General features: G+C 65.9%; 22 protein-coding genes and 1 pseudogene. 16 read left to right on the top strand and 7 right to left on the bottom strand.

Features of this window, described 5'->3' with window-relative positions:
• The first annotated feature begins 244 nt into the window (after window positions 1-244).
• Genes MWN34_RS11840 through dprA form a run of 4 tightly spaced genes read left to right on the top strand, consistent with a single transcriptional unit; the run spans window position 245 to window position 4272 of the window.
• Window positions 245-1198, top strand: coding sequence for an aspartate carbamoyltransferase catalytic subunit (locus MWN34_RS11840; RefSeq protein ID WP_247029464.1), 954 nt, complete (start codon window positions 245-247; stop codon window positions 1196-1198).
• Window positions 1191-2489, top strand: a complete 1299-nt coding sequence (locus tag MWN34_RS11835; protein WP_247029462.1) for a dihydroorotase — start codon at window positions 1191-1193, stop codon at window positions 2487-2489. The genes MWN34_RS11840 and MWN34_RS11835 overlap by 8 nt, the downstream gene beginning before the upstream one ends.
• Before the next feature lie 30 nt (window positions 2490-2519).
• Window positions 2520-3122 (top strand): glycerol-3-phosphate 1-O-acyltransferase PlsY, encoded by a 603-nt coding sequence (gene plsY / locus MWN34_RS11830; RefSeq protein ID WP_247029460.1) that lies wholly within the window; start codon window positions 2520-2522, stop codon window positions 3120-3122.
• A gap of 16 nt (window positions 3123-3138) precedes the next feature.
• Window positions 3139-4272 carry a DNA-processing protein DprA gene (gene dprA, locus MWN34_RS11825; RefSeq protein ID WP_247029458.1) on the top strand — a complete coding sequence of 378 codons (1134 nt, stop codon included), beginning with the start codon at window positions 3139-3141 and terminating at the stop codon, window positions 4270-4272.
• A 42-nt stretch (window positions 4273-4314) separates the two neighbouring features.
• Here the strand turns inward: dprA and MWN34_RS11820 are convergent, their stop codons facing one another.
• Window positions 4315-4521 (bottom strand): hypothetical protein, encoded by a 207-nt coding sequence (locus MWN34_RS11820; RefSeq protein ID WP_247029457.1) that lies wholly within the window; start codon window positions 4519-4521, stop codon window positions 4315-4317.
• Window positions 4522-4772: 251 nt separating this feature from the next.
• Here MWN34_RS11820 and topA point away from each other — a divergent pair, with 251 nt between their 5' ends.
• Complete coding sequence (gene topA, locus MWN34_RS11815) at window positions 4773-7493, top strand: type I DNA topoisomerase (protein WP_247029455.1); 2721 nt, start codon at window positions 4773-4775, stop codon at window positions 7491-7493.
• 97 nt (window positions 7494-7590) lie between these two features.
• On the opposite strand, the gene MWN34_RS11810 is transcribed toward topA, so the two are convergent.
• Complete coding sequence (locus MWN34_RS11810) at window positions 7591-9099, bottom strand: MDR family MFS transporter (protein ID WP_247029453.1); 1509 nt, start codon at window positions 9097-9099, stop codon at window positions 7591-7593.
• Between the two features lie 231 nt (window positions 9100-9330).
• Between MWN34_RS11810 and rnr the strand changes: the two genes are divergently transcribed.
• The 5 genes and pseudogenes from rnr (at window position 9331) to rpmG (ending at window position 14521) form a co-directional block, all read left to right on the top strand.
• Complete coding sequence (rnr, locus tag MWN34_RS11805) at window positions 9331-11673, top strand: ribonuclease R (RefSeq protein WP_343311930.1); 2343 nt, start codon at window positions 9331-9333, stop codon at window positions 11671-11673.
• Window positions 11670-12077: pseudogene (locus MWN34_RS11800) on the top strand (DUF983 domain-containing protein); the annotation flags it as partial. The gene rnr and the pseudogene MWN34_RS11800, both read left to right, overlap by 4 nt.
• Window positions 12078-12180: 103 nt before the next feature.
• Window positions 12181-12936 (top strand): NUDIX hydrolase, encoded by a 756-nt coding sequence (locus tag MWN34_RS11795; RefSeq protein ID WP_247029451.1) that lies wholly within the window; start codon window positions 12181-12183, stop codon window positions 12934-12936.
• A gap of 146 nt (window positions 12937-13082) precedes the next feature.
• Window positions 13083-14243, top strand: coding sequence for an MFS transporter (locus tag MWN34_RS11790; RefSeq protein ID WP_247029449.1), 1161 nt, complete (start codon window positions 13083-13085; stop codon window positions 14241-14243).
• Window positions 14244-14353: 110 nt separating this feature from the next.
• The gene (gene rpmG / locus MWN34_RS11785) at window positions 14354-14521 is read left to right on the top strand and encodes a 50S ribosomal protein L33 (protein WP_213341975.1); all 168 of its coding nucleotides are present in this window, start codon (window positions 14354-14356) and stop codon (window positions 14519-14521) included.
• A gap of 327 nt (window positions 14522-14848) precedes the next feature.
• On the opposite strand, the gene MWN34_RS11780 is transcribed toward rpmG, so the two are convergent.
• Window positions 14849-15220 carry a response regulator gene (locus tag MWN34_RS11780; RefSeq protein ID WP_247029447.1) on the bottom strand — a complete coding sequence of 124 codons (372 nt, stop codon included), beginning with the start codon at window positions 15218-15220 and terminating at the stop codon, window positions 14849-14851.
• Between the two features lie 124 nt (window positions 15221-15344).
• Here MWN34_RS11780 and MWN34_RS11775 point away from each other — a divergent pair, with 124 nt between their 5' ends.
• A complete protein-coding gene (locus MWN34_RS11775; RefSeq protein WP_247029445.1) occupies window positions 15345-15662 on the top strand; it encodes a DUF3572 domain-containing protein in 318 nt (105 codons plus the stop codon).
• Between the two features lie 9 nt (window positions 15663-15671).
• Window positions 15672-17006 (top strand): DNA polymerase IV, encoded by a 1335-nt coding sequence (locus tag MWN34_RS11770; RefSeq protein ID WP_247029443.1) that lies wholly within the window; start codon window positions 15672-15674, stop codon window positions 17004-17006.
• Here the strand turns inward: MWN34_RS11770 and MWN34_RS11765 are convergent.
• Window positions 16963-17790 carry a cell envelope integrity EipB family protein gene (locus MWN34_RS11765; RefSeq protein WP_247029441.1) on the bottom strand — a complete coding sequence of 276 codons (828 nt, stop codon included), beginning with the start codon at window positions 17788-17790 and terminating at the stop codon, window positions 16963-16965. The two genes, MWN34_RS11770 and MWN34_RS11765, sit on opposite strands and share 44 nt — an antisense overlap.
• A gap of 156 nt (window positions 17791-17946) precedes the next feature.
• On the opposite strand from MWN34_RS11765, the gene MWN34_RS11760 reads away from it, so the two are divergent.
• From MWN34_RS11760 to MWN34_RS11745, 4 genes are all read left to right on the top strand, one after another.
• Window positions 17947-18408, top strand: a complete 462-nt coding sequence (locus MWN34_RS11760) for a RidA family protein (protein ID WP_247029439.1) — start codon at window positions 17947-17949, stop codon at window positions 18406-18408.
• Window positions 18409-18439: 31 nt separating this feature from the next.
• Window positions 18440-19195, top strand: a complete 756-nt coding sequence (locus MWN34_RS11755) for a glycerophosphodiester phosphodiesterase family protein (protein ID WP_247029437.1) — start codon at window positions 18440-18442, stop codon at window positions 19193-19195.
• 127 nt (window positions 19196-19322) lie between these two features.
• Window positions 19323-20564: a GNAT family N-acetyltransferase gene (locus tag MWN34_RS11750; protein WP_247029435.1), complete on the top strand. Its 1242-nt coding sequence runs from the start codon at window positions 19323-19325 to the stop codon at window positions 20562-20564.
• Between the two features lie 64 nt (window positions 20565-20628).
• Window positions 20629-21054 (top strand): HIT family protein, encoded by a 426-nt coding sequence (locus MWN34_RS11745; protein ID WP_247029433.1) that lies wholly within the window; start codon window positions 20629-20631, stop codon window positions 21052-21054.
• A gap of 9 nt (window positions 21055-21063) precedes the next feature.
• On the opposite strand, the gene MWN34_RS11740 is transcribed toward MWN34_RS11745, so the two are convergent.
• From MWN34_RS11740 to clpA, 3 genes are all read right to left on the bottom strand, one after another.
• A complete protein-coding gene (locus MWN34_RS11740) occupies window positions 21064-21411 on the bottom strand; it encodes an AzlD domain-containing protein (protein WP_247029431.1) in 348 nt (115 codons plus the stop codon).
• Entirely contained in the window at window positions 21408-22160 is a 753-nt protein-coding gene (locus MWN34_RS11735; protein ID WP_247029429.1) for an AzlC family ABC transporter permease, read from the bottom strand. The genes MWN34_RS11740 and MWN34_RS11735 overlap by 4 nt, the downstream gene beginning before the upstream one ends.
• Window positions 22161-22274: 114 nt before the next feature.
• Entirely contained in the window at window positions 22275-24698 is a 2424-nt protein-coding gene (gene clpA, locus MWN34_RS11730; protein WP_247029428.1) for an ATP-dependent Clp protease ATP-binding subunit ClpA, read from the bottom strand.
• Window positions 24699-24708 lie beyond the last annotated feature (10 nt).

Below are 24708 nucleotides of genomic sequence, written 5' to 3'. Positions count from 1 at the left end.
GCCGTCTGGACCTGACTGGATACAATCCTGTGCCGGATCGGGTGAACGCCGTCTGAATAGACCGTGACTCTTTCATGGCCCATATTCGGCGAAATCCGCTACTGGTCGGGCGCCGAATTGACGTTGGGAAACGCGGCATGTCCCGCGTGGTTCCCTTTCCACATGCCGCAAGGCGGAAAGGCATCTCGATGAAGCCTAATGGCTTGCGCCGCGGCCGTGCAGCGTCTAACCAGCCGACTTCGATATGACATCGAACCCGACAGCATCCTTCAGCCTTTCGCGCCGGCACCTGCTCGGCATCGAGGGCCTGTCCGCCGAAGAGATCACCGGACTTCTCGACCTTGCCGAGGAGTTCGTAACGCTCAACCGGCAGGTGGAGAAGAAGCGGGCGACCCTCAGGGGCCGTACCCAGATCAACCTGTTCTTCGAAGCGTCCACACGGACGCAATCCTCCTTCGAGCTCGCCGGCAAGCGACTCGGGGCGGATGTGATGAATATGTCGATCGGCAATTCCTCGGTGAAGAAGGGCGAGACCCTGATCGACACCGCGGCGACGCTGAACGCGATGCATCCCGACATGCTGATCGTGCGGCACAGTGCCTCGGGCGCCGTGGAACTCCTCGCCCGCAAGGTCGACTGCGCCGTGGTGAATGCGGGCGATGGCGCGCATGAGCACCCCACACAGGCGCTGCTCGACGCGCTCACCATCCGCCGCAATAAGGGCCGGATCGAGGGACTGACCGTCGCGATCTGCGGCGACATCCTGCATTCCCGCGTCGCGCGCTCCAACATCCTGCTGCTGCACACCATGGGTGCGCGGGTGCGGGTGATCGGCCCCTCGACCCTGCTGCCCAAGGAGATCGAGCGCTTCGGCGTCGATGTGTATCGCGACATGCGCGCCGGGCTCGAGGACGTGGACATCGTGATGATGCTGCGTCTCCAGCGCGAGCGGATGAGCGGCTCGTTCGTGCCGTCGGTGAAGGAATATTTCCACTACTGGGGCCTCGACGAGGCCAAGCTGCGCCTCGCGAAGCCGGATGCGCTGGTGATGCATCCGGGCCCGATGAATCGCGGGGTCGAGATCGATTCGGCGGTCGCGGACGGTGCCCAGTCGCTGATCCGCGAACAGGTGGAGATGGGTGTCGCCGTGCGCATGGCGGTGCTGGACGCGCTGTCGAGGAACCTGCCCAATGCGTGACGATCGCCCGATCCTGCTCGCCCGTGGGCGCGTCCTCGATCCCTCGCGTGATCTCGACCGTCCTGCCGACGTGCTGGTGGCCGATGGCGTGGTGAAGGACATCGCCGCCAATCTCGGCAATACCGGCCTGCCGGACGGCACCGAGATCGTCGATTGCTCGGGCCTCATGGTGGTTCCCGGCCTCGTCGACATGCGTGCCTTTATCGGCGAACCCGGCGCCGAGCATCGCGAAACGCTGGCCTCCGCCAGCCAGGCCGCTGCCGCCGGCGGTGTCACGACGATCGTCTGCCAGCCCGACACCGATCCGGTAATCGACGATCCCGCCATTGTCGATTTCGTGAAGCGCCGCGCCCGCGACACGGCCATCGTCCATGTGCACCCGATGGCCGCGCTCACCAAGGGGCTCGAAGGCCGCGAGATGACGCAGATCGGCCTCCTGGCCTCGGCCGGCGCGGTCGCCTTCACCGACGCCGCCCATTCCATCGCCTCCGCGCAGGTGCTGCGCCGGGCGCTGACCTATGGCCGCGACTTCGATGCGCTGATCGTCCACCACACCGAAGACGCGACTCTGACCGGCAGCGGGGTGATGAACGAAGGCGAACTCGCCTCGCGCCTCGGTCTCGGCGGCACGCCGAAAGCGGCGGAAACCATCGTCTTCGAACGCGATGTGCGTCTCGCGGCGATCACCGGCGGACGCTACCACGCGGCCTCCCTTACCTGCCCCGAATCACTCGACGTGCTGAGGCGGGCGAAGGATGAGGGCCATGCGGTGACTGCCTCCGCCTCGATCAACCATCTCTGCCTGAACGAGCGCGATGTGGTCGGCTACCGGACCTTTTTCAAGGTTGCCCCGCCGCTCCGCAGCGAGCCCGATCGCGAGGTGCTGGTGCGCGCGCTGGCCGAAGGCCTGATCGACGTCGTCGTCTCCGATCACAACCCGCAAGACGTCGAGGTCAAGCGCCTGCCTTTCTCCGAGGCCGCCTTCGGTGCCATCGGGCTGGAAACGATGCTCGCCGCCGGCCTGCGACTCGTCGGAAGCGGCACGGTGAGCCTGATGACGCTGATACGCGCCATGTCGACGCGTCCCGCGCAGCTCCTCGGCCTCGATGCGGGAACCCTGCGTCCCGGTGCGGTGGCGGACATCGCCGTGATCGCGCCCGACGAGGCCTGGGTTCTCGATGCCGCCCTGCTGAAATCGCGCTGCCGCAACACGCCGTTCGACGAGGCCCGCTTCGAAGGTCGGGTAGTGCGCACGCTGGTTGCCGGGCGGACGGTGTATGAATACGTTTGATCGCCCGACGGCGCCGATGGAAGGCTTTCTATGAACTGGTCGCTGCCGCTGGTCCCGGGCTTCATCGCACTGGCGATCGGCTATCTCCTTGGCTCCATCCCCTTCGGCCTGCTGCTGACGCGGGCGGCAGGTACCGAGGACATCCGCAGCATCGGTTCCGGCAATATCGGCGCCACCAACGTGCTGCGCACGGGCCGCAAGGGGCTCGCTGCAGCGACGCTGTTGGGCGATGCGCTGAAAGGGACGTTCGCCGTGCTTCTGGCGCGCTACCTTTATGGCGAGCAGGCTGCACTGGTGGCTGCGCTGGGCGCCTTTCTCGGCCATCTCTACCCTGTCTGGCTGGGCTTTCGCGGCGGCAAGGGCGTCGCGACCTTTCTCGGCGTCACCATCGCCCTCGCATGGCCGGCGGCACTGGTCTTCGCCGTGGTGTGGCTCGCCCTCGCCTATGCGCTGCGCTATTCCTCGCTCTCGGCACTGACCGCCAGCGTAGCAACCGTAGCCGCCGGGGCCTTCTTCGCCGGGACGCAGACCGGGCTGCTGCTCGCCATCCTCACCGGGATGCTGTGGATGAAGCACGCCGCCAACATCCGGCGTCTCCTGGCGGGTACTGAAGGCAAGATCGGAAAGAAGTGACGGGACGGGTCGCCGCATGTCCACAGCGCTTCCGCCATCCCCGGCTTCCGGCGTGCGGCTCGACGATATCCAGCGCCGCGACTGGCTGCGCCTGATCCGCACCGAGAATGTCGGCCCACGCACCTTTCGTAGCCTGATCAACCGCTTCGGCGGCGCCGCGGCGGCGCTTGAGGCCCTGCCGAATCTCGCCCGTCGTGGCGGAAGGCTGGTGCCCCCGCGCATTCCATCCATCGACGAGGTGGAGCGCGAAATGACGACGCTCGACCGGCTGGGTGGACGCTTCGTCGCACTGGGCGAGGCGGACTATCCCGCCGCGCTGCGCGAACCCGACGATGCCCCGCCCCTCCTCGCGGTGCGCGGGCGGATCAATCTCCTGCGCCGACCCATGGTCGCTATCGTCGGTTCACGCAACGCCTCCGCTGCGGGGCGAACCATGACGGCCCGGATCGCCCGCGACCTCGGCCTCGCCGGCTGGGTCATTGCCTCGGGTCTTGCCCGCGGCATCGACGCGGCGGCGCATGACGCCAGCCTTGCCACCGGTACGCTCGCCGTGCTGGCCGGTGGTCATGACAAGCCCTATCCACCCGAGAACCTGCCGCTCCTCGAACGGATCCTCGCCGATGGCGTGGTCGTCACCGAGATGCCGATGGGGTGGACGCCACGATCGCAGGATTTTCCCCGCCGCAACCGGCTGGTGTCCGGTGTGGCACTGGGCACGGTCATCGTGGAAGCGGCGGAACGCTCGGGCTCCCTGATCACTGCGCGGCTTGCGGGTGAACAGGGGCGCCTCGTCTTCGCCGTGCCGGGCTCTCCGCTCGATCCTCGTGCGGCGGGAGCCAACCGGTTGATTCGGGAGGGCGCGACGCTCACACGCAGCGCTGAGGACGTGATCGAGGAACTGCTGCCCATGCTGGAGCGTCCGCCGGCGCCGAAGGACATGGATGAGCCCGATATCGGGATCGACGACAGCGAGCCGAGCGAGGATGCGCGGCTGCGCATCCTCCAGCTTCTCGGCCCGACGCCGGTGCCGGTGGATGATCTCGTGGCCCTGTCGGGAGCTCGTACCGCGGACGTTCAGGTCATCCTGCTGGAGCTCGAACTGGCCGGACGGCTGGAGCGGCAGGCCGGGCGCGTGGCGCTGAAGGCGTGAACCCGCGTTGCGCGGCAAGGGAGATCGCCCGGTCGCCCGGCGTCAGCGCGAGCGACGCTCTGCCGGGCCGCCATGCAACCGATCCTCCACCGCCGGCGTCTCGGTGAGGCCACGCGCTTCCTGCCATGCCATCTGCAGCAGGTAATGCAGCATGTCGAACCGCTGCTTCTTCGCGATCTGAGAGAGTTCGCTGACGAGGCTCGCAATGTACTGGGCCGTCGCGTATCGATCCTCGACCTGTCCCGTCATTCGCCTTCAACCCGACCATACTCAGATGCGGGACCATACCATTTCGATCCCTGTCGCGCTACCTTAGCGATCAAATATGAATAAACACAACCATTAGTTTTATGCACGACACAAACCGACGGGTGGTGTTGCCCGGATGTCGCCAGGCCGCGCACAAATGAGGTCGGCCATTTGACACGGGCCAAGCGGTCCCCCATTTTCCCGGCCTTCTCACGGGATCCATTCCCAATCACTGGACATGGCGGACGCGCATGCAGGTCGTCATCGTCGAATCGCCTGCCAAGGCGAAGACGATCAACAAGTATCTCGGCCCGGACTATGAGGTGATCGCCTCATATGGCCATGTGCGCGACCTGCCGGCCAAGGATGGCTCGGTCGACCCCGAGCAGGATTTCCGCATGCTCTGGGATGTCGATCCCAAGGCGCAGAAGCGCCTTGCCGACATCGCCCGCGCCGTGAAGGCCGCCGACGGCCTGATCCTCGCCACCGACCCTGACCGCGAGGGCGAGGCCATCTCCTGGCACGTGCTGGAGATCCTGAAGGAAAAGCGCGCGCTCAAGGACCAGCCCATCTCCCGCGTGGTGTTCAACGCCATCACCAAGCAGGCGGTGACCGAAGCGATGAAGAACCCGCGCATGATCGACGCGGCGCTGGTCGACGCCTATCTCGCGCGCCGAGCGCTCGATTATCTCGTGGGCTTCACGCTCTCTCCCGTGCTGTGGCGCAAGCTGCCGGGCGCGCGTTCGGCCGGCCGCGTGCAATCGGTGTCACTTCGCCTCGTGTGCGACCGCGAGCGCGAGATCGAAACCTTCGTTACCCGCGAATACTGGTCCATTGCCGCCGCCCTCGCCACGCCCCGTCAGGAAACCTTCGAGGCTCGGCTCGTCGGCGCCGACGGCAAGAAAATCGGCCGGCTGGATGTTGGCACGGCGGAGGAAGCCGCCGCTTTCCGACAGGCGCTTGAAGCGGCGAATTTCAAGGTGGAGAGCGTGGAGGCCAAGCCCGGCCGCCGGCACCCCTACCCGCCCTTCACCACCTCCACGCTGCAGCAGGAAGCGAGCCGTAAGCTGGGCCTCGCCCCGGCGACCACCATGCGCGTCGCCCAGCGCCTCTACGAGGGCATCGATATCGGCGGCGAGACGGTGGGTCTCATCACCTATATGCGTACCGACGGCGTGGACATGGCACCCGAGGCGGTATCCGCCGCGCGTTCGGTGATCGGCCGTGACTACGGCCCACGCTACGTGCCGTCCGCTCCGCGCAAATACACCGCAAAAGCGAAGAACGCGCAGGAGGCCCACGAAGCCGTGCGCCCGACCGACCTCACGCGTCGGCCGAAGGATGTCGCTCGGCAGCTCGAACCGGACCAGGCGAAGCTCTATGAGCTCATCTGGTTGCGCACCATCGCAAGCCAGATGGAATCGGCCGAAATCGAGCGCACCACGGTCGACATCTCGGCCCACGCCGGCGGACGCAACCTCGAATTGCGCGCGACCGGTTCGGTTGTGAAGTTTGACGGCTTCCTCACCCTCTACCGTGAAGGCCGGGACGACGCCGCCGAGGGAGACGACGAGGAAAACCGCCGCCTGCCCGCGATGGAGGCCGGTGAGGCGCTGGCGAACAGGGGCATCAAGACCGACCAGCATTTCACCGAGCCGCCTCCGCGCTATTCGGAAGCCTCGCTCGTCAAGCGCATGGAAGAGCTGGGCATCGGGCGGCCCTCGACCTACGCCTCCGTCATCGGCGTGCTGCGCGACCGTGAATATGTCCGGCTCGACAAGCGCCGTCTGGTACCCGAGGACAAGGGCCGGCTCGTCACGGCTTTCCTCGAGAGTTTTTTCGACCGCTACGTCGAATATGACTTCACCGCAGACCTCGAAGAGAAGCTCGACCGCATCTCCGCCGCCGAGCTCGACTGGAAGGACGTGCTGCGCGATTTCTGGCGCGACTTCGCAGCAGCAGTCGGCGAGATCAAGGATCTGCGTGTCTCCGAGGTGCTCTCGGCTCTCGACGAGATGCTGACCGCCCACGTCTTCCCGCCGCGCGAGGACGGCGCCGACCCGCGGATCTGCCCGACCTGTGGCACCGGGCGTTTGTCGCTCAAGATGGGCAAGTTCGGCGCCTTCATTGGCTGCTCGAACTACCCCGAATGCAAATACACCCGCCCACTCGCCATGCAGAACGAGGGCGGCGACGGAGATGCGCAGGGCGCCGGGGGTACCCGGATGCTTGGCACGGATCCCGAGACGGGGCTGGAGGTTTCGCTGCGCGACGGGCGCTTCGGCACCTATCTGCAGCTCGGCGAGGCCAAGGATGGCGAAAAGCCCAAGCGCTCCAGCTTGCCAAAGGGCCTTGCGCCAACCGATGTCGACCTCGAAACCGCGCTGGCACTGCTGTCCCTGCCGCGCGAGATCGGTCGTAATCCGGACAGCGGCGACCCTATTCTCGCCGGCATCGGCCGGTTTGGCCCTTATGTGCAGAGCGGCAAGACCTACGCCAATCTCGACGCCAATGACGACGTGCTCACCATCGGCCTCAACCGTGCGGTGGCGCTGATCGCGGATAAGCAGAATCGCGGTCCGGGTCGTCGCGGCACGCCGGCGGGGCGCGAGATCGGCGAGCATCCGACGCTGGGCGGTATGGTCACGGTTCGGCCCGGACGCTTCGGACCCTATGTGAATCACGGCAAGGTCAATGCGACACTGCCGAAAGACATGCCGGCCGAGACCGTAACGCTCGAACAGGCGCTTCCCCTGCTCGCCGCGAAAGCCGGTTCGGCACCTGCGCGGCCCACACGCACGCGCGCCAGTAAGGCCGCGGCGAAGACGAGCGATGGCACTGGGGAGGCCAAGAAGGCGAGCACGGCCAAGAAGCCGGCGGCCGCCAAGGCCAAGCCCGCATCCAAGAGCGGCACTGCAAAGACCGCAGCCAAGCCGCGCGCGCGGAAGGCGGCTGAAGGCTGGAGGCCGTAGTCCGCCGCGTCGACGGCGGCGGACTAGACCTGCGCGGCGAAGCCTCATCCGCGCGGGAACGCCTTGTTCCCACGGGGGAAGGTTTTTACCCCTCGCGTCAGTCCATCACCGGTGTGGCATGAACGCTCGTGCGTAGCGGACGCTCTTCCATGATCAGGACCGCGATCAACGCGCCGACAAGCGCCAGTGCCGCGGCGCCGAACACCCATTGGAAGGCCGTGGCCAGCATCCGGTCGTCGCCATGATGCAGCAGCAGGCGCTCGCCGAGCCCCCCGCTTTGCCCGCCGGCCATCCCGATGACGAGCGCGCCGAAACCCGCTGTCAGCACCGCCCCGCCCAGCGAGCGGAAGAAGTTCATCGCCGCCGTCGCCGTGCCGATCTGCGCAAGCGGCACCGCATTCTGGATCGCGACGGTGGAGACGGGGAGCACGGTGCCAAGCCCGATGCCGGCCACGCCCAGCAGCACCACCAGCACGCCGACATGCAGCCCCGTCGCCACCAGCGTCAGCACACCGAGCGCGATGATGCTGATGCTCAGACCGAAGATCGGGATGCGCTTGTAGTGGATCACGCGGGCCATGGCGCGCCCCGTGCCCGTCGCTCCGACCACGACGCCGGCCATCAGCGGAATGAGCGCGAGACCTGACTGGCTCGCGGTCAAATGCATGACGCCTTCGAGATAAAGCGGAATCTCGATGGAAAGGCCGATCAGCGTGCCCATGGCGAAGGCGGCTGCCACCACGCCGGTGCGCACGACCTGGTTGCCGAGCACGGAGAGCGGCAGCAGCGGCTCCTCGGCCGTCGCGACACGCACGCCGAAGAGCGACCACAGCAGCACCGACGCACCGATCAGCGAGATCACCGGCATGGACAGCCACGCGAATCGCGCGCCGCCCCAGCTTAGCGCCAGCAGCAGCGCGACCGTCGCGCTTGCCATCAGCAGCGCACCCAGAAGGTCGATCCGATGCTTGTGGTGATGCGGTGGCAGGCGGCGCAGCGCCCGTTCGCTCATGAGGGCGGCAAGGATGCCGAGCGGCACATTGATCCAGAAGATCAGGGACCAGTGCAGATGTTCGGCAAAAAAGCCGCCTAGCACAGGCCCGGCGATGGAGGAGGAAATGAAGACCGCTGCAAAATAACCCTGATAGCGACCGCGCTCCCGCGGTGCGATCATGACGCCGACGATGGTTTGAGCCAGCGAGATGAGCCCGCCACCGCCGATTCCCTGCAGCGCCCGCGCCAGCACCAGCCAGAACATGCCGGGTGCCAGCGCGCAGGCAACCGAGCCGACAAGGAACAACCCGATGCCGGCCAGCAGCACGGGGCGCGGTCCGTAGATATCGGCGAGTTTGCCGGTGAGCGGCGTCACCGCAGTTGCCGTCAGCAGATAGGCCGTCACGATCCAGGGCAGGTTCGCCACGTCGCCAAAGGCGAGGCCGATGGTCGGCAGCGCCGTCGCCACAATGGTCTGGTCGAGCGCGCTCAGCAGCATCGCCAGCATGACGCCGATCAGGATGGTGCGAATCTCGCTGTGATCGAGCTGCGGCCGACCATCGGCGGTAGAAGCGGGATCGGCGAAAGGCTCGGGAGGAGTGCGGGCGTCCATTTTCTTGTCCGTTGGGATTTTGAGCGTCGTCCGCCACGACCCGCGCACCATGCTTGTCGCATGTGTGAATGCAAGGGCGCTGCGATCAAAAACTTGCGCTTCATCGATGGAAAGCGCACATCCATCACGCAATCCGATGGTCGCCACCGCTTTCGCCGATGCGTCGCCCGGTCGACGCGGATGACGCTCTCGGCTAGCGTCAATCCATCGTTCCCGAGGATGTTCCCACCCGTGCGCAAGCCTTCCAAGCCCAAGGCGCCTTTCCGGCCAAAGGCTCCCGCAACACCCCGTCTTCCGCGCGGCCTTCCGACCAAGGAGGAACTGACCGCCTTCGTCGCCGCTCATGGGGGGGATGTCGGCAAGCGCGAGATTTCACGCGCCTTCGGGCTGGATGGACAGGACCGCATTGCGCTGAAGGCCATGCTGCGCGAACTGGCCGACGAGGGAATCGTCAATCGCAAGCGGCGCAGGCTGCACGTTCCCGGCGCCCTGCCCGCTGCGGTGCTCGCCGAGATCGTCGAGCGCGACGAGGACGGCGAACTCATTGCCCAGCCGATCGATTGGGACAGTGAAACCCACGGCGAGGCCCCCAAGATCCTCGTCAAGCTGGCCCGCAGCACGCGGATCGGCGGACGTCCTGCGGGCCCTGCGCCGACGATCGGGGATCGCGTGCTGCTGCGTACGGAAGAAATAGCCGATGCGGAGGGCGAGGTTCTTCACAGCGGCCGCGTGCTGAAGCTCATCGAGAAGTCCAAGAGTCAGGTGCTCGGGATCTATCGCAAGGCTGCGGACGGACAGGACGGCCGGCTCGTGCCGGTCGACAAGCGCAATATGGGCCGCGAACTGGCCATTCCACCGGACCAGGAAAACGGCGCGCAGGACGGCGATCTGGTCTCGGCGGAGATCATGCGCCACCATGCCTATGGGCTTCCCACAGCCAAGGTGCGCGAGCGGCTCGGCTCCGTCTCCACCGAAAAGGCGCTGAGCCTGATCGCCCTGCACGCCCACGGCATTCCCCACGTCTTCCGCCGCGAGGCGCTGGCCGAGGCCGAGGTGGCGCGGCCGGCGAGCATGGCCCATCGCGAGGACTGGCGGGCGCTGCCCCTCATCACCATCGACCCGCCCGACGCCAAGGACCATGACGACGCGGTCCATGCCGTGGCCGACGAGGATCCGTCCAATGAGGGCGGCTACATCGTCACCGTCGCCATCGCCGACGTCGCCTATTATGTGCGTCCGGGCACCGCGCTGGACCGGGAAGCGCTGGTGCGCGGCAATTCGGTCTATTTCCCTGACCGCGTCGTGCCGATGCTGCCGGAACGCATCTCGAACGATCTGTGTTCGCTCCGCCCGCTGGAAGACCGGCCGGCGCTGGCCGTACGCATGGTCATCGGCGCCAATGGGCGCAAGAAGAGCCACAGCTTTCACCGCATCATGATGCGCTCAGCCGCGAAGCTTGCCTACGCGCAGGCGCAGGCCGCCATCGAGGGCCGCACGGACGAAACCACCGCGCCTTTGCTGGACGAGGTGATCCGTCCGCTCTACACCGCCTACGCGCTGATCAAAAAGGCGCGCGACGCCCGCGAGCCGCTGGAGCTGGACCTGCCGGAGCGCAAGGTGCTGCTGAAGGCCAACGGCACGGTCGACCGCATCATCGTGCCGGACCGCCTCGACGCCCACAGGCTGATCGAGGAGTGCATGATCCTCGCCAATGTCGCCGCGGCGGAGACGCTGGAGGAAAAGCGCACGCCCCTGCTCTACCGCGTCCATGACGCGCCCTCTCTGGAGAAGGTTTCGGCGCTTCGCGAGTTCTTGCAGACGCTCGACATGAAGCTGCCGAAGGTGGATGTCGTGCGCCCGGCCCACTTCAACACCATCCTTGCGAAATTCGCCGAGACCGAATTTGCCCCCTTGGTGAACCAGGTGATCCTGCGTTCGCAGGCGCAGGCCGAATATGCGCATGAGAATTACGGCCATTTCGGCCTGCACCTACGCCGCTACGCGCATTTCACCTCACCGATCCGACGCTATGCCGATCTGATCGTGCATCGCGCCCTGATCCGTGCGCTGCATCTCGGCCCCGACGGCCTGCCCGAAAACGCCAATCCGGAGCAGCTCGCAGAGATCGCCGCGCGCATTTCGGCAGCCGAGCGCCGCGCAATGACGGCAGAGCGGGAGACAATCGACAGGCTGATCGCCCACCATCTCGCCGAGCAGATCGGTGCGGTGTTCAAGGGCCGCATCGCGGGCGTCACCAAAGTCGGCCTTTTCGTCGCGCTGGATGATACCGGCGCGGACGGGTTCGTGCCCGCGGCAACGCTGGGACTGGATTATTTCCGCTTTGATGAGGCCCGCCACGCCCTGATCGGCGAGCGCACGGGCGAAACCCATCAGTTGGGCGACAGGGTCGAGGTGCGGCTTGTCGAAGCCGCGCCCGTCGCCGGCGCGTTGCGGTTTGAGCTTCTGTCGGATGGCCACTATGTAGCGGGAGGCGGGCGCCCTCCACGTGGTCGCAAGGGCCGTGGCCCGGCCCCCACCCGCCGCGGGCCGCCTCGTCCGGGGAAACGCCGATGACCGAATTGCCGAATACCGAGAAAACGGCTGCCCTGCCGCCCCACCCCGTGCCGGCCGGGGCGATGGCTGCAAGGCGCGCCGGGCTGCCGCCGCGCGCCGTCGGCGAGGCGGTGTCGCGCGGCTTTCGCATGCGCTGTCCCGCCTGCGGCAAGGGTGCACTGTTCCACAGCTATCTCAAGATCAACGAATATTGCCCCGAATGCGGTGAAGAGCTCTGGCATCATCGCGCCGACGACGCGCCGCCCTATGCAACGATCACCGTGGTTGGCCACATCGTCGTGCCGGCGTTGCTGGCGGTCGAGATGGCCTGGCACCCGCCGATATGGCTGCATCTCGTGGTGTGGCTGCCCCTGACGCTCATTCTCAGTCTTGTCCTGCTGCCGCCTCTGAAGGGCGCGCTGATCGGCTACCAGTGGGCCGTCTACATGCACGGCTTCGACAAGCACAGCGACGAATACGATCCCGTGCCGCCCAGCCGGCATCTCTCTCGACGGACGCGTCCACCGCATGAATGGTCCCGCCTTGCCCGAACGTACCCTCGCGGAACGACTGTCCGACATAAGGCTCATCGGCGAACATCCGAACCGCCGTCCGGTCGACGCCGCCACGCTGATCCTTGTCGATCGTGGACGCAGCGTGCCGCGCGTGCTGCTGGGACGGCGCCACGAGCGCACGGTGTTCCTGCCGGGAAAGTTCGTCTTTCCGGGCGGGCGTGTCGATCCCGGCGACCGGCGCATGGCTGTCTACGGCATGTTGGATGCCGATAGCGAGCGGCGCCTGGCCGCGCGCATGGTTCGTCCGAGCATGGCGCGGTCGCGAGCCCTCGCGCTCGCCGCAATCCGCGAGACCTGCGAGGAAACCGGCCTGCTGATCGGCACCCGCGACGCCGGCTCCCCGGAACAGGCGCCGCCGGGCTGGAAGTCCTTCGCCGAGGCCGGGCTCTATCCCGACCTCGAGGCCGTGCGTTTCGTCGCCCGCGCCATCACACCACCGCGCCTCTCGCGCCGCTTCGACACCCGCTTCTTCATGGCGGAGGCGTCTTCCGTCGCCCATCGCATCGAAGGCATCGTCGGGCCTGAGGCGGAACTGACCGAACTGGCGTGGGTGAGCTTCGCCGAGGCACGCAGGCTGGACCTTCTCGCCATTACGCAGGCGGTGCTGGACGACGTCGAGGCCAGCCTGTCCGCTCCACCTTACGCCCGGCGCGGCGTGCCGTTCTATTACATGCGTGGAAGCCGGTTCTATCGCGAGGTCCTCGACTGACCGTGGGCGTGCCGCGGCCCGCGCCTCCTTTCTGTGCAACGGAAAGACTCCCGGTTTCGATCCTGCACCTTCCCTGGACGGCGAGGCATGCGGGGCGCGCGAAAGTCATTCAGTTTTCGCGACCCATGCTCTAGAAGGCGGGCATCATGCTCGCCCCTTCCGAAACATCCCGGCAATCGCGGGCCGCGTCCATCGCGGCCGCCATCGGCACCATTTCCGTCGTCGGCATCGGTCTCGGCCTGACGGTGCCGCTGCTTGCGATCGAGATGGAACGGCGGGGCGTCTCGCGCACGCTCATCGGCGTCAACACCGCCGTCGCCGGGATTGCGAACATCGTGACGGCCCCTTTCATAACGGGGCTGGTCCGGCGGTTCGGAGTGGGTACCATGCTGCATGGCGCCCTTGCCCTCACCGTTCTGACGCTGCTCGCCTTCCCTCTCACGGACAATTATCTGGTCTGGTGCCTGCTCCGGGCGATCGCCGGGTCCGCCTTCTGCGTCCTGTTCGTGGTCAGTGAATTCTGGATCAACGCGGCCGCACCGCCGGAGCGACGCGGGCTGGTTATGGGCATCTATGCCACGGCCATGTCGATCGCGGTCGCAGCGGGCCCGGCCATACTGGGCGTTGTCGGCATAGACGGCTGGGCACCCTATCTGGCGGGCGCCGTCGTGTTCTCTCTCGGTACCCTGCCTGTGTTTTTCGGTGCGGCAGGCGCTCCCGAGGTACATGAGAAGAGCCGCCTCAGCATCTTCGCCCTTCTGCGCATCGCCCCGAGTGCGAGCCTCGCCGGCTTCATCTTCGGCGCGGTCGAGACCGGCGAGATGAGCTTCCTTGCGATATACGGCATGCGCCGCGGCCTCGGCGAACCGGAGGCGGCGCTGCTCATGACCCTGGCCCTGCTGGGCGGCGTGATGTTCCAGTTGCCGTTGGGCCTGCTCAGCGACCGCATGAACCGACGCAAATTGCTTCTCGCCTGCGGCCTCACCGGCCTTGCCGGGGTGCTTGCTTTGCCCTTCCTTTCCATCGACGGCTGGACGATCCGAGGCGTGCTGTTCGTGTCGATCGGTGTCGTCGCAGGCCTGTACACCGTCGGGCTCGCGCATCTGGGTGCCCGATTCCATGGCGCGGAGCTCGCCGCGGCGAATTCGGTCTTCGTCATGCTCTATGCGATCGGCCTCACCATTGGCCCGCCGCTCGTCGGGATCGGCATGGACGCCATTGATCCGCATGGCTTCGCCTATACGCTGGCGGCGTTCTTCCTGTTTTATGTGGGCGTCGTGGCGTGGCGTGTCGCGCGTGTTCCTTGACAATTGCCGCGCGATCCCCGATACGAGCCGCAACGAGCGGCCTCTGACTGGTCGCGCGATCCGTTGTATATCGGCGTGGGACGTCCCCCTCGCCATCAAGGAGACCGGCCATGGCCAAGGCGGCGACCATCAAGATCCGGCTCGTGTCGAGCGCCGACACCGGCTTTTTCTACGTGACCAAAAAGAACTCGCGCACCATGACCGACAAGCTGGTCGTCAAGAAGTACGACCCGGTCGCGAAGAAGCATGTCGAGTTCCGCGAAGGCAAGATCAAGTGAGCTGAGCCTTTCAGGCCTGCTCATCGAAGGCGCCCGCAAGGGCGCCTTTTTTATTGCCTGCAGAACGGCGCTGCGGCGACACCGTCAGTCCGTGTCGGATGTCTATGGATGGGATGAGGCGATCGGCGGACGACGCCACAGGGAGGCCACCCGGGACGCCGTCCGCCGATCAGACCCTACGGACCCAGGAGATGCGGCGGACCTGAGCACTCCGCAGGGCTAGCGATCAGGGGCAACGCTAATCCAACCTGCAGCGAATGCAACGGAAAACCGGGCTTTTCGGAGGGCGGTGGCGATTCGTGGGCCGTGGCGCGATACCGTGCAGGATCACGTTTCGTTCACGAAATGGCGCACGGTCTCCAGAAACTTCGCTACCGAGATCGGCTTTGAGAGATAGGCCTCGCAGCCGCCCTCGCGGATTCGCTCTTCGTCACCCTTCATCGCAAAGGCAGTGACGGCGACCACCGGGATAGCCCTCAGCTCGGGATCGGCCTTCAGTTCGCGCGTCACTTCCAGGCCGGAACGCTCGGGAAGCTGGATGTCCATGAGAATCAGGTCCGGGCGGTGCCGGCGCGCCAGCTCCACGGCCTCGACTCCGCTACGCGTTTCCACCGTCGCATAGCCGTGGGCCTCCAACAGGTCATGGAAGAGCTTCATATTAAGCTCGTTGTCTTCCACGATCATCACGGTTTTCGGCATGGCGCCCGCCCCCGGCCGTTCGCCGCAATGGCGCCCGGCTGCTATAAGACTTGCCGGGAAAGCCACGCCTGCGCGAGCTTTTTCAGCATGACAACCTTACCTGCCATTCCTTACGGAACCGCAAATGGCCCTTGGACGTCCAACCGGCCGAAAGCCCATCTCCACTGCGCTCGCCGCGCGTGAGGTGGCGATCGGCGCCATCACCTTCCTGATCTCGGATCCCGAGCGAATCGGCCCCATGCTCGCCGAAAGCGGTCTTTCGCCGGGCGATCTGCGTGGCGCGGTGAGTTCGCCGGCATTCCAGGTCGGCGTGCTCGACTATCTCATCACCCGGCAGGACCTGCTGATCGAATATGCCGGCCACGCCGGCATCGATCCCGGCCATGTCGTCGCGGCGCGCGAAATTCTCGCCAACCAGAGCGCCGGACGGCGCGAATCCTGAGGATCAACGATGGCGGGCCAGCCGGGCTTCTGCCGTGACTGCCTCGCCCGCTCCATCCGGAACGGGCGCTGCGCAGCGTGCGGAAGCCCGCGGGCGGTGCAGCACGACGAACTGTTCGATCTCCACATCGCCCATATCGACTGCGACGCCTTCTATGCCGCCGTCGAGAAACGGGACGATCCCTCGCTGCGGGACAAGCCGCTGATCATCGGCGGCGGCCGGCGGGGCGTCGTCTCGACCGCCTGCTACATTGCGCGCATCTACGGCGTGCGCTCGGCCATGCCGATGTTCAAGGCGCTCCAACTGTGCCCGGACGCCGTGGTGATCCGACCCAATATGGCGAAATACGCCGCCGTCGGGCGGGAGGTGCGCGAGCGCATGCTGCACCTCACCCCGCTGGTAGAGCCGCTCTCCATCGATGAGGCTTTCCTCGACCTTGCCGGCACGGAGCGGCTGCATGGCGAGCCGCCCGCCATCGCCCTCGCCCGTCTCGCCGGCGAAGTCGAACGGGAGATCGGCATTACGCTGTCCGTCGGCCTCGCGCCCAACAAGTTCCTTGCAAAAATCGCTTCCGACCTCGACAAACCCCGTGGCTTCGCCGTGATTGGCCAGGCGGAGGCGCGCGCTTTCCTGGGCCCTCGCCCGGTCGGCACGATCTGGGGCGTGGGACGCGCGACACAGGAGCGGCTCGGTCGGGACGGCTACCGGCTGATCGCCGATCTTCAGTCGGCCGACGAGGCGGAACTGGCCCGCCGCTATGGCGCCGAGGGCCTGCGCCTTGCCCGTCTCGCGCGAGGCGACGACAGCCGGCGGGTCAACCCGGAACGGGAGACCAAGAGCATATCGTCGGAGACCACGTTCGACAGCGACGTCGTCGATTTCCGCGCATTGGAGCAGCATCTGTTCGCCCTTGCGCAGAAGGTTTCCGGCCGCATGAAGAAAGCGGGCTTTGCGGGCCGCACCGTCACGCTCAAGTTGAAGACCTCCGATTTTCGCCTGCTGACGCGCGCGCGCTCACTGGAGGACCCGACCCAACTCGCCCATCGCATCTTCGCAGCGGCACGCGATCTTCTCATCCGCGAGGCGACGGGCGTGACCCGCTACCGCCTCATCGGTGTCGGCCTGTCCGAACTCTGCGACCCGGCGCTGGCCGATCCGCCGGATCTGATCGACCCCGGCCAGGCCAAGCGCAGCGCCGCGGAACGCGCCATGGACGCGTTGCGCAGCAAGTTCGGCGGCGATGCCATCACGCCCGGCATTCTCCTCGACGGGCGCCGGAACGCGGCAAAGCCGGAAACTCCTATTTCGGACAAGGCTCCGCCGGCAGTTCCTCGTACGCGGTAAGAGTGCCGCGCAGGACGAAATCGCCGTAATCGAGTTTCAGCGCCCGGCTCACGCCATTGTCGTAGAGATCGAAGCTGATGATGTAATCAGGGGTATCCGTCTTCCCCCCATGCTCGAAATAGCTCACCGTCACCGGATAGCGCGCATGCGCGGCGAGGCCTGCCAACGGCGCCTCGACCCCGTTCTGGTCACGTGTGCCCTTTCCGATGATGCTCAGTGTGTCATAGACCTTGCGCCCATCCGGCGAGCCGTCGAAGACCCGCGCCTCCAGCGTCGCGTCGCCCTGCTGGGCGGCGGCCAGCATCTTCGCAATGTGCTGCGTCGGCAGGACAATATCCGAGCCGGCATTGAAGGAGGCTACATCCGGCTTGCTAAGCTTGACCGCAAGCGTGTTGCCCTTGCGCTCGGCAACACCGTCCGTGTCGTCGCTCTTGTCGTCGCCGACGCTGTTGGTGATGCGGAATCGATAGGTATTCGCCTGTGCGTCTTCCCAGGTCGTCGTAGTGAGGTCGTTGGACATGTCGCCGTCGCCGTCGGTATCGAGATCGGTGCGCTGGCGCAGCTTTACCGAATAGCCCGCGCAGGCACTGCCGCGAATCTCGTACACGATCTCGCCATCGGCATCGGTCACTCGCTTGGCGGCTTTCGAGCCGTCCAGCGACAGGGCGTAGACCGCGCGATGGGGAATCAGATCGGCGGCTTGCGCAGTGATCGGCGACGCCAGCAGCAGGCCCCCTGCCAGGGACAGGTGAGCGTGGCGCAAGAGGCGGCTGGCAGCGGTCATGGGCACGAACTCCCTCATCTGACACTGGCAAGTCGATCCGACATCGGACACCGCTTGCCAGCCGGCGGACGATCGTCCAAACATCCCGCCCGAACACAGGCGACAACAAGGGCAAAATTCGGAACGGTCGCGTTCCCGGCCCACAGGAGATCAAAGATGTCCGGTTCCGTGGATGCAAGGCTCGCCACCCTGGGACTCATCATCCCGACCCCGACCGCCCCGGCCGCCAATTATGTGCCGAGCGTGCAATCCGGCAACCTGCTCTTCATCTCCGGCCAGATTTCCATCGCTGACGGCACGCTCCTGACCGGCAAGCTCGGGGCTGACGTCGATCTCGAAGCCGGCCGCGCCGCGGCGCGCCAGTGCGGCATCAATCTCATCGCCCAGATCAAGGCCGCCATCGGGGATCTGGATCGCGTGAAGCGGGTGGTGAAGCTGGTCGCCTTCGTGAACTCGACGCCGGACTTCACCGACCAGCCTAAGGTCGTGAACGGCTGTTCCGACCTGTTCGTGGAGGTGTTCGGCGATGCCGGACGCCACGCACGCTCTGCCGTCGGCGTCGCCGCCCTGCCCTTCAATGTCAGCGTCGAGATCGAGGCGATCGTCGAAATCGCCTGACGCCACATACCCCAAGGCGGCCCTCGCAACCATGGAACGCACGCCCTCGCTCGGCTGGCTGCTGGCCCGCCCGATTGCTCATCGCGCCCTGCACGACGTCGCGGCGGGCCGGATCGAGAACATGCCCTCGGCGGTCGATGCCGCCATCGAGGGCAATTACGGCATCGAGGTCGACGTGCAGCTCGCCGCCGATGGCGAGGTCGTGGTCTTTCACGACGACAACCTCGATCGGCTCACGACCGCGACGGGCCCCGTGAAGGCACTCACCGGGCGCCAGCTCCAGAGCCTCACCTTTCGTGGCACGACGGAGACGATGATGACGCTCTCCGACCTGCTGACGCGGGTGGAGGGACGCGTCCCGCTGCTTATCGAGCTGAAGAGCGGGTTCGACGGCGACATCAGCGTTGTCGAGCGCGCCTGCACCCGGCTCGCCGGTTATCGCGGCCCGGTAGCGATGATGTCGTTCGATCCGGTACTGGTTGCCGCCCTGCGCCGCATCGCGCCGCACATGCCCCGCGGCATCACCATGGAACACCACTACGAGGATCCCGAATGGGACTTCCTCAGTCCGGAGACGAAGTTCGCCTGGGGCCAGTTGCGCCATGCGCCGGAAACGCGCCCGCATTTCCTGGCGCACTACGTGAAGGAACTTGATTCGCCCGTCGCCACCATGGCGCGTGCGGTGAGCGGCATGCCGGTGCTGACCTGGACCGTGCGCACCGACCAGGACCGCCAGATGGCGCGGCGCCACGCCGACCAGATCATCTTCGAAGGCTTCCGCCCCTGAGACGACGGCCTTCGCAAGCACGTGAACGGGCTTTCATGACGCGCCTTGGCGCGCCACACTGAAGACCCGCTTCTTCCTGCGTCCGGGCCCTCGCCCGTCGCGGCCAGCCGACGAAGATCATGCCTTCATGCCTGAAGCTGCCCTGCGCATCCGCGTCGAAAGCCGCATCGCGGACATTCCGGCCGATATCTGGGATAGCTGCGCGCGCGGAAGCCAGATATCAACCACGGCCGGTAAGCAATTAAGCTCGCTCGACAACACGATCAATTCGGCGTCCCCTGATCCCTTCCTCTCCCATGCTTTCCTCCGGGCAGTGGAGGAGTCCGGTTCGGCGACGGCGCAGACGGGATGGCTGCCCCAGCACCTGCTGCTGGAAGACGAAAACGGCATCATCCATGCCGCCTGTCCAGCCTTTCTGAAGAGTCATTCACGTGGCGAATACGTCTTCGATCAGGGTTGGGCCGAGGCCTATGAGCGGGCCGGGGGCGAGTATTATCCCAAGTTACAGGTCGCCATTCCCTTCACTCCGGCCACTGGCCCACGCCTGCTGGTGCGCAATGGTCCTTATGCCGACTTCGCCCGCCCCGCGCTCGCGCAAGGACTGACCCAGCTTGCGGGACACCGCGAGGCTTCCTCGGTTCACGCGACCTTCCTCACCGAAACGGATGCCAGGAGCTTTTTGGAAGCCGGCTATCTTTCGAGAACCGACCAGCAATTTCATTGGCACAACGCCGGATATGCTTCCTTCGAGGAATTTCTGGCCGCCCTCGCCTCGCGCAAGCGCAAGGTGATCCGCCGCGAGCGACGCGAAGCACTCGAAAGCGGCATCGAAATTCGCTGGATCACCGGATCCGACATCACCGAGGAGATCCTCGACGCCTTTTTCGGCTTCTACATGGAGACCGGCTCGCGCAAATGGGGCCGCCCCTATCTTACGCGCTCGTTCTACTCTCTGGTTGCCGAAGCCATGCCGGAGCAGATTCTCTTCGTCATGGCGCGGCGGGCGGGGCGCTGGATCGCCGGTGCCATCAATTTCATCGGCGCGAATACGCTCTTCGGCCGTCATTGGGGGGCGATCGAGCATCATCCCTTCCTGCATTTCGAGGTCTGCTACCATCAGGCCATAGACTATGCGATCGCTCACGGCCTGAAGACCGTCGAGGCGGGCGCGCAGGGTGAGCACAAGCTGGCACGCGGCTATCTGCCGGTGACGACCCATTCCGCGCACTGGATCGCGGATCCCGGTCTCAGGCGCGCTTTTGCCGACTATCTCGTGCGCGAACGCGCCTATGTCGCGCAGGCTAATGCCGAACTTGCCGAACTCGGTCCCTTCCGGCGTGGCAGCCAGCCGATCGAGGAAGAACCGTGAGCGGCGCTTGACCTTCGCACCGTTCGTTGCCATCGAAGCAGGAGCCTGTGTGAGGAGTCCTGCCATGCCGCATTACGATCCGAGCAACATCTTCGCCAAGATCCTGCGCGGCGAACTGCCCGCCCATCGCATCTATGAGGACGGCCGCGCGCTGGCCTTCATGGACATCATGCCTCGCGCCCCCGGCCACGCTCTCGTCATTCCCAAGGCGCCCGCGCGCAACATTCTCGACATCGAGACGGATGACCTCGCCTATGTCGTGCAGGTCGCGCAGCGGATCGCCAGGGCGCAGATGAAGGTGTTTGCGGCCGACGGCATCACCGTCCAGCAGTTCAACGAGACGGCGGGTGGGCAGGTGGTGTTCCATCTGCATATGCACATCATTCCACGCCATGAGGGCGTGGCGCTGAAGCCGCCGCAGTCCGATATGGAGAAGCCGGAAATTCTCGCCGAGCACGCCGAACGCCTGCGCGCCGCTCTCGCCGGCTGAATGAACCGTTCAGAGGCCCAGCCACCAGGCGCCGCCGATGAGCAGCGCCTGCGCCGCGAGCACACCCGCGAGGACCGACCGGCGCACGAGCAGGAAGGCCGCAACGGCGAGCGCCAGCGAGCCAAGGCGGAGAGCCAGCGGCAGCTTGGCCAGATCGCCCGAGGGAACGAGCACGAGCCGGGCGACGACGGCGGCAAGCAAAGCCGTCGCGACCGCCCGGACCCAGCGCATCAGCGCACCATTCTCGTCCATGCCCCGCCCGAGCAGCACGCCGAGCACGCGCCACATCTCATTGGGAAGGAAGCCGACGACCAGCACAATGAAGATGGCGGCCCATTCGCCGTCGACGACGCTCACGCCTGAGCGCCCTTCATCCGCCGGATCATCTCGGCGGCAAGGAAGGCCAGCGTTCCCCCGCCGACCCCGCTCCAGAACAGGTCGAGCCCCCCCGGGGCATTGGCGACGAAGGGCGCCAGCACGGCACCGAAGGCGATCGCAAGCCAATCCATCGGCAATTGCGCATTGCGGACCAGAAGGATTGTGAAGGACAGCGGCGTAAGCATCAGCAGGGCGACGGCGAGCGGCGGCGGTAGCGCGCCCATGAGGAAATAACCGAAGAGCGTGCCGCCGACGCTCAATGATACCAGCCCGCAGCCAAGCCCCATCGCATAGGCCGTGCGGCCCTCCGGCGCCACGCCCGGCAATTGCCGCATCGCCTCCGCCCACATGGTGACGGCGACAAAATGCGCGCAGATCAGCTCCCGCATGAGATTCGGGCGTCGCCCACGCATCAGCGGGAGCAGCGATACCACCATGGGCAGCAGGCGCACGCCGGAAAGGCAGACCGCCAGCGCGAGCGCCGGCAACGACGCTCCCGCACCGATTCCGCCCACGAGAATCACCTGAGCCGGCAGTGCCCAGATAAAAATGGTGGAAAGAACCGTCGCGATCGCCGGCAGTCCCACGCCATGAGCAAGGCCGCCAAAACCGGCATAGGACGCGATCAGCACGAGCCCAGGCACTGCGGTCGCCCCACGTGTGCCGGCAAAGAACCAGCGCATCGTGGATGCGCCGCCATCGGAAATCGGTCGGGACAAATGCGACATGCTCTGCTTCCGGGCCGTTGATGGGCCCGCAACGCCGCCGGATCAAGCGCAAAAAGAAGCAGCCGGCATCGTGGGATGCCGGCTGCCGACGTCTTCAGTCGCTCTGTCCGGTCCTTAAGCCTTGATCAGCGGCGGCTTGGCACTGCCGCGCGACGCGCCACCCGCCTTACGCGGCTTGGCCTTGCCCGCCGCAGCCCCGGCGACCTTGCGGCGCGGCGCCTTGGCGACAGGGTCGATCTTCTCCGGCTTGGGCGTAACCGGCCCGTCCGGGAATTCGAAGCCGAGGGTGGTCTCGCCATCCTCTTCCTGCAACACGACGCGCACATGCCCGCCATTCTTGAGACGGCCGAACAGCACTTCATCCGCCAGAGGCTTCTTGATGTGCTCCTGAATCACGCGGCCCATGGGACGCGCACCCATCTGCTGGTCGTAACCGCGCTCCACCAGCCAAGCCGTCGCCTCGTCGGAAAGCTCGATCGTGACGTTGCGGTCGGCGAGCTGCGCCTCGAGCTGAAGCACGAACTTCTCGACCACCAGCCCGATGATCTCGGGCGTGAGATGCGCGAAGGGAATGATCGCGTCGAGCCGGTTGCGGAACTCCGGCGCGAAGATGCGGTTGATCGCCTCCACGTCGTCACCCTCCCGCTTGGAGCGGGTGAAGCCGAAGGCCGACTTCGACAGATCGGCCGCCCCCGCATTCGTGGTCATGATGAGGATCACGTTGCGGAAATCGACCTGCTTGCCGTTGTGGTCGGTCAGCTTCCCATGGTCCATCACCTGCAGCAGGATGTTGAACAGGTCGGGGTGCGCTTTCTCGATCTCGTCCAGCAGCAGCACGCAATGCGGATGCTGGTCTATACCGTCCGTCAGCAGACCGCCCTGATCGAAGCCGACATACCCGGGAGGCGCGCCGATGAGGCGGGAGACGGTGTGCCGCTCCATATATTCCGACATGTCGAAACGCAGGAGCTGCACGCCGAGAGTGGAGGCGAGCTGCTTGGCGACCTCGGTCTTGCCGACGCCGGTCGGACCGGAGAACAGGTAGGAGCCGATCGGCTTCTCCGGTTCGCGCAGGCCGGCGCGCGCCAGCTTGATCGAGGCGGCGAGCGCTTCGATCGCCTTGTCCTGGCCGTAGACGACACGCTTGAGCGTCGTCTCCAGATTGGCAAGCGTCTCGGCGTCGTCCTTGGAGACCGTCTTCGGCGGGATGCGGGCGATGGAGGCGACGGTGGCCTCGATCTCCTTCACACCGATGGTCTTCTTGCGCTTGGCCTCGGGCAGCAGCATCTGGGCCGCACCCGACTCGTCGATAATATCGATCGCCTTGTCGGGCAGCTTGCGGTCATGGATGTAGCGTGCCGACAGCTCGACCGCGGCCTTGATGGCATCGTTGGTGTAGCGCAGGCGGTGATAGTCCTCGAAATAAGGCTTGAGCCCCTTCAGGATCTCGATCGCATCCGGCACGGTCGGTTCCGGCACGTCGATCTTCTGGAAGCGGCGCACGAGGGCGCGATCCTTCTCGAAGTACTGACGGTACTCCTTGTAGGTGGTCGAACCGATGCAGCGCAGAGTGCCCGAGGCCAAGGCCGGCTTCAGCAGGTTGGAGGCATCCATCGCACCGCCCGAGGTCGCGCCCGCTCCGATGACGGTGTGGATCTCGTCGATGAACATGATGGCGTTGGGATAAGCCTCGATCTCCTTCACCACCTGCTTGAGCCGCTCTTCGAAATCGCCGCGATAGCGGGTTCCGGCGAGCAGCGCGCCCATATCGAGCGAGAAGACGGTGGCACCGCGCAGCACTTCCGGCACTTCGTCATTGACGATGCGCCGTGCAAGGCCTTCCGCAATCGCGGTCTTGCCGACGCCGGGATCGCCGACGAACAGCGGATTGTTCTTGGAACGGCGGCAGAGCACCTGGATGGTGCGCTGGATCTCGCCATCGCGGCCGATCAGCGGGTCGATCTTGCCTTCGCGTGCCTTCTTGTTCAGGTTCACGCAATAGGCATCGAGCGCATCAGCCTTCTTCTTGCTGTCCTCCCCGGTCTTCGTCTCCGTTTCCTCCTCCGCGCCACGGACGGGACGACTTTCCGACAGGCCAGCGCGCTTGGCGATGCCGTGACTGATGTAATTGACCGCATCGTAGCGGGTCATGTCCTGCTCTTGCAGGAAATAGGCCGCATGGCTCTCCCGCTCGGCAAAAATAGCGACGAGCACGTTGGCGCCGGTCACTTCTTCGCGGCCGGAGGACTGCACATGGATAACGGCGCGCTGGATGACGCGCTGGAAACCAGCCGTAGGCTTGGAATCGTCGCCGGCGTCCTGCACCAGATTGTCGAGTTCGGTATCGATATACTCGACGAGATTCCGACGGAGTTTTTCGAGGTCGACATTGCAGGCCCGCATGACGGCGGCGGCGTCCTGATCATCGACCAGCGAGAGCAACAGGTGCTCAAGGGTGGCGTATTCGTGGTGCCGTTCGTTGGCGAGCGCGAGGGCCCGGTGAAGCGACTGCTCGAGGCTGCGGGAGAAGGTGGGCATCGGGACCTCT

The sequence above is a fragment of the Ancylobacter crimeensis genome (assembly GCF_023016805.1).
In the GTDB taxonomy this organism is placed as follows: Bacteria; Pseudomonadota; Alphaproteobacteria; order Rhizobiales; family Xanthobacteraceae; genus Ancylobacter; species Ancylobacter crimeensis.
The sequence above is the reverse complement of the archived record's forward strand: the minus strand, read 5'-3'. Positions and strand labels throughout refer to the sequence as shown.

Coding starts and splice junctions, on each gene's coding strand:
- MWN34_RS11780 (WP_247029447.1), bottom strand. CDS start 15,220: ATGCCGAAAACCGTGATGATCGTGGAAGACAACGAGCTTAATATGAAG.
- rpmG (WP_213341975.1), top strand. CDS start 14,354: ATGGCCAAGGCGGCGACCATCAAGATCCGGCTCGTGTCGAGCGCCGAC.
- MWN34_RS11745 (WP_247029433.1), top strand. CDS start 20,629: ATGCCGCATTACGATCCGAGCAACATCTTCGCCAAGATCCTGCGCGGC.
- plsY (WP_247029460.1), top strand. CDS start 2,520: ATGAACTGGTCGCTGCCGCTGGTCCCGGGCTTCATCGCACTGGCGATC.
- MWN34_RS11735 (WP_247029429.1), bottom strand. CDS start 22,160: ATGTCGCATTTGTCCCGACCGATTTCCGATGGCGGCGCATCCACGATG.
- MWN34_RS11750 (WP_247029435.1), top strand. CDS start 19,323: ATGCCTGAAGCTGCCCTGCGCATCCGCGTCGAAAGCCGCATCGCGGAC.
- MWN34_RS11835 (WP_247029462.1), top strand. CDS start 1,191: ATGCGTGACGATCGCCCGATCCTGCTCGCCCGTGGGCGCGTCCTCGAT.
- MWN34_RS11795 (WP_247029451.1), top strand. CDS start 12,181: ATGAATGGTCCCGCCTTGCCCGAACGTACCCTCGCGGAACGACTGTCC.
- dprA (WP_247029458.1), top strand. CDS start 3,139: ATGTCCACAGCGCTTCCGCCATCCCCGGCTTCCGGCGTGCGGCTCGAC.
- MWN34_RS11770 (WP_247029443.1), top strand. CDS start 15,672: ATGGCGGGCCAGCCGGGCTTCTGCCGTGACTGCCTCGCCCGCTCCATC.
- MWN34_RS11760 (WP_247029439.1), top strand. CDS start 17,947: ATGTCCGGTTCCGTGGATGCAAGGCTCGCCACCCTGGGACTCATCATC.
- MWN34_RS11840 (WP_247029464.1), top strand. CDS start 245: ATGACATCGAACCCGACAGCATCCTTCAGCCTTTCGCGCCGGCACCTG.
- MWN34_RS11820 (WP_247029457.1), bottom strand. CDS start 4,521: ATGACGGGACAGGTCGAGGATCGATACGCGACGGCCCAGTACATTGCG.
- MWN34_RS11810 (WP_247029453.1), bottom strand. CDS start 9,099: ATGGACGCCCGCACTCCTCCCGAGCCTTTCGCCGATCCCGCTTCTACC.
- MWN34_RS11790 (WP_247029449.1), top strand. CDS start 13,083: ATGCTCGCCCCTTCCGAAACATCCCGGCAATCGCGGGCCGCGTCCATC.
- MWN34_RS11775 (WP_247029445.1), top strand. CDS start 15,345: ATGGCCCTTGGACGTCCAACCGGCCGAAAGCCCATCTCCACTGCGCTC.
- MWN34_RS11755 (WP_247029437.1), top strand. CDS start 18,440: ATGGAACGCACGCCCTCGCTCGGCTGGCTGCTGGCCCGCCCGATTGCT.
- clpA (WP_247029428.1), bottom strand. CDS start 24,698: ATGCCCACCTTCTCCCGCAGCCTCGAGCAGTCGCTTCACCGGGCCCTC.
- topA (WP_247029455.1), top strand. CDS start 4,773: ATGCAGGTCGTCATCGTCGAATCGCCTGCCAAGGCGAAGACGATCAAC.
- MWN34_RS11765 (WP_247029441.1), bottom strand. CDS start 17,790: ATGACCGCTGCCAGCCGCCTCTTGCGCCACGCTCACCTGTCCCTGGCA.